General features: G+C 74.3%; 7 protein-coding genes. 2 read left to right on the forward strand and 5 right to left on the reverse strand.

Annotation, left to right across the window (positions count from 1 at the left end; genetic code table 11):
- Positions 1-268: 268 nt before the first annotated feature.
- Positions 269-1,036, forward strand: a complete 768-nt coding sequence (locus ABZ493_RS21570) for a glucose 1-dehydrogenase (protein ID WP_430584164.1) — start codon at positions 269-271, stop codon at positions 1,034-1,036.
- Positions 1,037-1,127: 91 nt separating this feature from the next.
- Here the strand turns inward: ABZ493_RS21570 and ABZ493_RS21575 are convergent, their stop codons facing one another.
- Genes ABZ493_RS21575 through ABZ493_RS21585 form a run of 3 tightly spaced genes read right to left on the reverse strand, consistent with a single transcriptional unit; the run spans position 1,128 to position 2,802 of the window.
- The gene (locus ABZ493_RS21575; protein ID WP_430584165.1) at positions 1,128-1,628 is read right to left on the reverse strand and encodes an SRPBCC family protein; all 501 of its coding nucleotides are present in this window, start codon (positions 1,626-1,628) and stop codon (positions 1,128-1,130) included.
- Complete coding sequence (locus ABZ493_RS21580) at positions 1,625-1,978, reverse strand: metalloregulator ArsR/SmtB family transcription factor (RefSeq protein WP_430584166.1); 354 nt, start codon at positions 1,976-1,978, stop codon at positions 1,625-1,627. Before ABZ493_RS21580 ends, ABZ493_RS21575 begins: the two co-directional genes overlap by 4 nt.
- A 47-nt stretch (positions 1,979-2,025) precedes the next feature.
- Complete coding sequence (locus ABZ493_RS21585; protein WP_430584167.1) at positions 2,026-2,802, reverse strand: DUF2599 domain-containing protein; 777 nt, start codon at positions 2,800-2,802, stop codon at positions 2,026-2,028.
- Between the two features lie 82 nt (positions 2,803-2,884).
- On the opposite strand from ABZ493_RS21585, the gene ABZ493_RS21590 reads away from it, so the two are divergent.
- Positions 2,885-3,751, forward strand: a complete 867-nt coding sequence (locus tag ABZ493_RS21590; RefSeq protein WP_430584168.1) for a siderophore-interacting protein — start codon at positions 2,885-2,887, stop codon at positions 3,749-3,751.
- 17 nt (positions 3,752-3,768) lie between these two features.
- On the opposite strand, the gene ABZ493_RS21595 is transcribed toward ABZ493_RS21590, so the two are convergent.
- Together ABZ493_RS21595 and ABZ493_RS21600 are read right to left on the reverse strand one after the other, a co-directional pair.
- The gene (locus ABZ493_RS21595) at positions 3,769-4,908 is read right to left on the reverse strand and encodes an aminopeptidase P family protein (RefSeq protein ID WP_430584169.1); all 1,140 of its coding nucleotides are present in this window, start codon (positions 4,906-4,908) and stop codon (positions 3,769-3,771) included.
- A 67-nt stretch (positions 4,909-4,975) separates the two neighbouring features.
- On the reverse strand, positions 4,976-5,899 hold the full coding sequence (locus ABZ493_RS21600; RefSeq protein ID WP_430584170.1) for an NADP-dependent oxidoreductase: 924 nt from the start codon (positions 5,897-5,899) through the stop codon (positions 4,976-4,978).
- Positions 5,900-6,048: the final 149 nt, after the last annotated feature.

Here is a 6,048-nt window from a genome sequence, read left to right on the forward strand (position 1 = left end):
CGACAGCTCCACTTCACAACCGGAGGCCTTCGTCATCCGGTAACCCGATTCCGTGTCGTCGTCACGAGATCGGGACAACCTCCCTGGACATCACATCTAGTGCGTCACGTTCGAGCGCGACCGGGCCCGGCGGCCGACGCGCGGGCTTACGGTCGAAGGGTCAGCGCCCCCGGCCCACGAGGTCGACGGGGCGGTCGTTCGCCCCTCCGGGCCGTCGTCACGCAACCGCGTCACTGCCCGCCGGGGCGTGGTGCGAAGGAGTAGGGACATGGCGGCAGGCAGCAGTCTCGCGGGTCGGGTGGCGCTCGTGACGGGCGGCGGCTCGGGCATCGGCGAGGCGGTGAGCAAGGAGCTCGCGGCGCACGGCGCCAAGGTCGTGGTCACCGACATCCGACGGGACGCCGCGCAGCGGGTCGCCGACGAGATCGTCGCCGCCGGCGGCGAGGCCGTGGCGTTCGAGCAGAACACCGCGGTGAAGGAGGACTCGGCCAACGCCGTCGAGTTCGCGAAGGCCACGTTCGGCGGCCTCAACTACGCCGTGAACAACGCGGGCATCGGCGGTGCGCAGGCGCCGGCCGGGGAGACCGACCTCGACGACTGGGACCGCGTCATCGACATCAACCTCAACGGCGTGCTGTACGGCATGCGGGCGCAGATCCCGGCGATGCTCGAGCGCGGCGCGGGCGAGAGCGCGATCGTCAACATGGCGTCCATCCACGGCACCGTCGCAGCGCTCGGCAACGGCGCCTACACGGCCGCCAAGCACGGCGTCGTCGGCATCACCAAGAACGCCGCCGCGGAGTACGGCCCTCAGGGGCTGCGCATCAACGCCGTCGGCCCGGCGTACATCAGGACGCCGCTGGTCGAGTCGAGCCTCCCCGCCGAGGCCCGCGAGGCGCTCGTCGCCAAGCACCCGCTCGGCCGTCTCGGTGAGCCCGAGGAGGTCGCCCGCGTGGTGCGCTTCCTGCTCTCCGACGACGCGTCGTTCGTCACCGGCGCGTACTGGTTGATCGACGGCGGCTACACCGCCGTCTGACCGGACCAGCCCTCCGCCGAACAGGCGGTTGCCACCGCTATGGCGCCGGACCGGGGCGCATCACGGTGGCAATCGCCTGTTCGGCGCGGGGTCAGCGGGTGGCGAGGGCGGCGGCGAGCTCGTCGACGAGGTCGAAGCCCTCCTGCATGCCGCCCTCCATGCCCGACTCGACGATCGCGTCCCGGATCTCCTTGCTCGGTGCGCGCGTGACCAGCGTGAGCGTGGTGCCGCCGTCGTCCTCCGTGAACGTGTACGTGTTGAGCGTCGCCGCGGCGTCGCCGTCGGGCATGCCCTCGAAGACCTCGGTGTGCACGAGACGCTCCGGGGGGACCACCTCGGTGAACTCGCCGTGGAAGGCGACCTCGAATCCGCCGTCGGCCTGCATGACGTAGCGGTAGGTGCCGCCGGGGCGGGGGTCGATCTCGACGCTCGTGACCGTGCCCCGTCTGCCGGCCCACCAGCGGGCGATGAGCTCGGGCTCGGTGAACACGCGCCAGACGGTGGCCGCGGGGGCGGCGAACCGGCGCACGACGTGGATGTCGGTGTCGTTCGGCAGCGTCAGGACGGCGGTGCCGGTGGTGGTGCTGGTCATGATCGTTCTCCTGGGGTCTCCGGTGTGTCTTCCAGGGTGTCGAGCAGCTCGTCGATGAGCTCGAACCGCTCCTCCCACAGCCGCTCGTACCGGCCGACCCACGCGTGGATCTCCTGCAGGGGCCGGGCGTCCGTGCGGTAGAGGCGACGACGGCCGTCGTCGCGGGCCTCGACCAGCCCGACCTCCCGCAGCACCTTGAGGTGCTTGGAGACCACCGGCTGGGCGACGTGGAGCAGCTCGGCGAGCTCGCCGACGCCCCGTTCCTGCTGCGCCAGCGCGTCGAGGATCTCGCGGCGCCGGGGCTCGGCCACCGCGTTGAACGCATCCGTCGTCGTCGCTGCGCGTGCCATGGACCCAACCTATGCCTATATCGGAATATGTCAAGAGGTCGGCGGGGTCAGGGGGTCGGGTTGCAGCGCGCAGCCATCGTGGCGACCAGCCCGACGTCCGGACGCCACGGCTCCAGGTTCCACGAGTCCTTGTCCGGCGCGCCGATCGCGTGGCACTCGAGCTGGTCGTGCATCGTCGCGGTGTCGACCTCCGGGTCGGCCGCCACCAGCTCCGCCCAGGCCAGGTCGGTGCCGGCCTGCCCGGCCTCCCGCGCCCAGTCCGTCGGCACGACGGCGAGCGACCGGCCGCCCTCCCGGTCGCCCCAGTCGGTGCTCGCGACCGCCGACGTGCCGAGGGCGGTCGTGATGTCCGCCGCGTCCTTCGGGGTCTCGCCTGACCCGGGCCGGACCTCCAGGTGCGTGCCGTCGACCGCGACCAGGCGCCCTCCCTGCGGGGCCGACAGCCCGCCGACCACGGTGCCGTCGGCGCGCACCGTGACGCTGCCGTCCACGCGCGGCTCGAACGTGCCGGCCGACGCCAGGGCGATGACGGGCGGGTCGCCGTCGCTGTCGCCGGTGGCCGGCTCCAGGCTCACGGTCGCCGTGCCCTCGCCGGTGGAGACGTGCACGCGCGGGTCGTCCGGCGATGCGCCGGGGACCGACACCTCCAGCGTCACGTCGCCCGACGCGACCTCGACGCGCGCGGCCTGCGCGTGGGTCGGGCTCGGGGATGCGCTCGACGACCGGGTCGGCTCGGGGGCGGACGGCGAGCATGCCCCGACCGCCAGGGGCACGAGGAGCACGAGGAGCGCGGGCACGGCGCGCGACGGGGAGCGGTGAGGCACGTGCCCAGTGTCGGACACGAGCCGACCGGCGACAGTGACAAGGCCTGGTCAAATCGTGTGAGGTTCGCCTAACCTTACCGACGTGAGCACCCGAACGCTGTCGAAGCCGGTCGACCCGCACGTCCTCGTCGCCGAGGTCGTCACGACGAAGCGCGTGAGCCCGCACCTGCAACGGGTCACGCTCGGCATCGACGACATCGACCGCCTCACGCTCGTGGGCGACGACCAGTGGTTCCGCCTGTTCCTGCCGCGCCCGGGCCAGGACGCGCTGAAGCTCCCGACGCGCACGTCCAACCTCGGCTGGTACGCGCAGTACCTGGCCACGCCGCGCTCGCGCCGCCCGCTGGTGCGCAACTACACGATCCGTGCCGCGCGGCCGGAGCTGCACGAGATCGACGTCGACTTCGTGCTGCACGGCCACGACGACGCCGCCCCGGCGGACGGCGGCCACGAGCCGCTCGGCCCGGGTGCGGGGTTCGCGCTGTCCGCCGGCCCGGGGGACCGGGTCGGCATCCTCGACCAGGGCACGTACCACCACCGGCAGGCCGCGTGCGACTGGCGGCTGCTCGTCGCCGACGAGAGCGGCCTGCCCGCCGTCGCCGGTATCTGCGAGTCGCTGCCCGACGACGCGCGCGGCGTCGCCGTCGTCGAGGTGCCCACGGCCGACGACCGCCAGGACTTCCGCGTGCCCGACGGCGTCGACCTGCGCTGGGTCGAGCGCGACCGTGCCGCCGCCGACGACCCCGCGCTCGGCGAGGTGCCCGGCCGGGCCGCGCTCGCCGTCGTCCTCGGCGCGGAGCTCCCGGCCGGCCCGGGCTACGCGCTCGTCGCGGGGGAGCAGGCGCTCGCGGCGGGCGTGCGCCGGCACCTGGTGGCCGACCGGCAGTGGCCGAAGACGGCGATCGACTTCGTCGGCTACTGGCGGCACGGCAAGGCGTCGCCCAGCTGACCTGTTCGGCGCAAGGGCTACTCGACGAGGGTGACCTCGTGCGGCGAAATGTTGAGCCGCACGCCCGCGTCGGGGGTGTCGGCCAGGCCGGGCACGCCGGCCGGGAACGCGACGACGATGTCCTCGATGCGCACGCCGAACTCGCCGGGCAGGTAGATCCCCGGCTCGACGGAGAAGCACATCCCGGCCTCGATCGGGGTCTCCTCGCCCTCCACCATGTACGGCGGCTCGTGCGTCGTCAGGCCGATGCCGTGGCCGGTGCGGTGCACGAAGAACTCGCCGTACCCCGCGTCCGCGATGACGGCCCGGGAGGCGCGGTCGACGTCCTGGCAGCGGGCGCCCGGGCGGACGGCGTCGACGCCCGCCTGCTGCGCGGCCCGCACCACGTCGTGCACCTCCTGCTCGCGCGCGGTCGGCTCACCCACGTGCACCGTGCGCGTGGTGTCGGAGCCGTAGCCGTCGGCGAGCCCGCCGAAGTCCATGACCACCATGTCGCCCTCGCGGATCACACGGTCGCCGGCCTCGTGGTGCGGGTCCGCGCCGTTCTCGCCCGCGCACACGAGGGTGAAGTCGACCTGCTCGTGGCCGTGCTCGCGCAGCAGCGCGTCCAGGTCGTCGGACACCTCCCGCTCCGCGCGGCCGGCGAACCGGCGGGTGACGATCTCGGCGAACACCGCGTCGGCGCCCGCGCCGGCCGCGGCGAGCCGGGCGATCTCCTCGGGGGACTTCGCGGCGCGCAGCATCGGCAGCACGGCGGTCACGGCGGCGTACGACGACGCGGGCAGGGCGCGCTGCAGGCCCAGCACGTGCAGCGCCCACGCCGCGTCACTGATCGCGTACCGGCCGTCCGGGCGCAGGAGTCGGCCGGCGACCTCGTGCTCGTCCTCGCCGTCCGACCAGGCCACCGCCTCGATGCCGCCGACCGCGCCCACCTCGAGGTCGTGCGCCTCGAGCCGGGGCACGACGGCGACGGCGTCGCCGGACGCCGGGATCGTCAGCAGCGTGAGCCGCTCCGTGTCCGCGGCGGGGGTGTACCCCAGGAAGTAGCGCAGGTCCGGGCCCGGGGTCACCAGCACCCCGGCGAGGCCGGCGGCGGCCGCCTGAGCGGCGGCCCGGCGGCGGCGGTCGGCGTACACCTCGGGGGAGAAGGGCGTCATGAGCCCAGCGTGCCGCCTGCTGCCCGGACCTGCACCACCGGCCGGACGTCTTCGCCCGGCCCGCGCGTCAGACGCGGACGACGATCTTGCCGCGGCCGTGCCCGGTCTCGGAGGCGCGGTGGGCGTCGGCGGCGTCGGCGAGGTCGAAGACCTGCCCCACCTCCACGCCGACCTTGCCCGCGTCGATCAGCGCGCCGAGGGCCTCGAGGTCGGCGCTGGACGGGCGCACCCACACGTACTGCCCGCCGTGCTCGGTGCGCGCCGTCGCGTCCGTGATGGACGTGACCGTGCCGCCCGGGGCGAGGAGCGCGACGCTCGTCGCGACGGCGTCGCCCCCCACGTAGTCGAGCGCGACGTCGACGCCGTCGGGCGCGAGGGCGCGCACACGGTCGGCCAGGCCGTCGCCGTACGAGACGGGCTCGGCGCCCAGGCTGCGCAGGAAGTCGTGGTTGGACTCGCTCGCGGTACCGATCACGCGCGCGCCGAGGCTGCGGGCGATCTGCACGGCGAAGGAGCCGACGCCGCCGGCCGCGGCGTGCACCAGCACGGTCTGCCCCTCGCGGACGCCCGAGCGCAGGATGGTCTGGTAGGCCGTGAGCCCCGCGAGCGGCACCGCTGCCGCCTCCTCGAAGCTCAGCGACACCGGCTTGCGCGCCAGCGTCCGCACGGGCGCCGCGACGAGCTCGGCGAACGTGCCGCCGTGCACCCAGTCCTTGCGGACGTACCCGTAGACCTCGTCGCCCACCTCGTACTCGGGGGTGTCGAGGCCGACCTGCTCGACGACGCCCGCCACGTCCCAGCCCGGGACGACGGGGAACTGCGTGTCGAACAGGCCGTCCAGGTAGCCCTGGCGGACCTTCCAGTCGACGGGGTTCACGGACGCGGCGCGCACGCGCACGACGACGACGTCCGCCCCCGGCTTCGGGTCGGGCTGGTCGGTGAGCTCGAGGACGTCGGCGCCGCCGAAGCGGGAGTAGGTGATGGCTCGCATGTCCGGGGCAACCCGCGCGAGCCCGTGAGTCTTCCCGCGTGTCTTCCCGCGTTTCAGCGACGGCGTCCGGCGGCGAGACGGCGATCAGCAGGCCGGCGGCCACGGCGCCGAGCGCGCCCAGCACCGTGCGGCGCATCCCGCGGCGACGG

Source organism: Isoptericola sp. NPDC019482, from assembly GCF_040632295.1.
In the GTDB taxonomy this organism is placed as follows: Bacteria; Actinomycetota; Actinomycetes; order Actinomycetales; family Cellulomonadaceae; genus Isoptericola.

What these genes read in the sequence shown, in the direction of transcription:
- ABZ493_RS21570 (WP_430584164.1), top strand. Translation starts at nt 269, where the DNA reads ATGGCGGCAGGCAGCAGTCTCGCGGGTCGGGTGGCGCTCGTGACGGGC.
- ABZ493_RS21575 (WP_430584165.1), bottom strand. Translation starts at nt 1,628, where the DNA reads ATGACCAGCACCACCACCGGCACCGCCGTCCTGACGCTGCCGAACGAC.
- ABZ493_RS21580 (WP_430584166.1), bottom strand. Translation starts at nt 1,978, where the DNA reads ATGGCACGCGCAGCGACGACGACGGATGCGTTCAACGCGGTGGCCGAG.
- ABZ493_RS21595 (WP_430584169.1), bottom strand. Translation starts at nt 4,908, where the DNA reads ATGACGCCCTTCTCCCCCGAGGTGTACGCCGACCGCCGCCGCCGGGCC.
- ABZ493_RS21600 (WP_430584170.1), bottom strand. Translation starts at nt 5,899, where the DNA reads ATGCGAGCCATCACCTACTCCCGCTTCGGCGGCGCCGACGTCCTCGAG.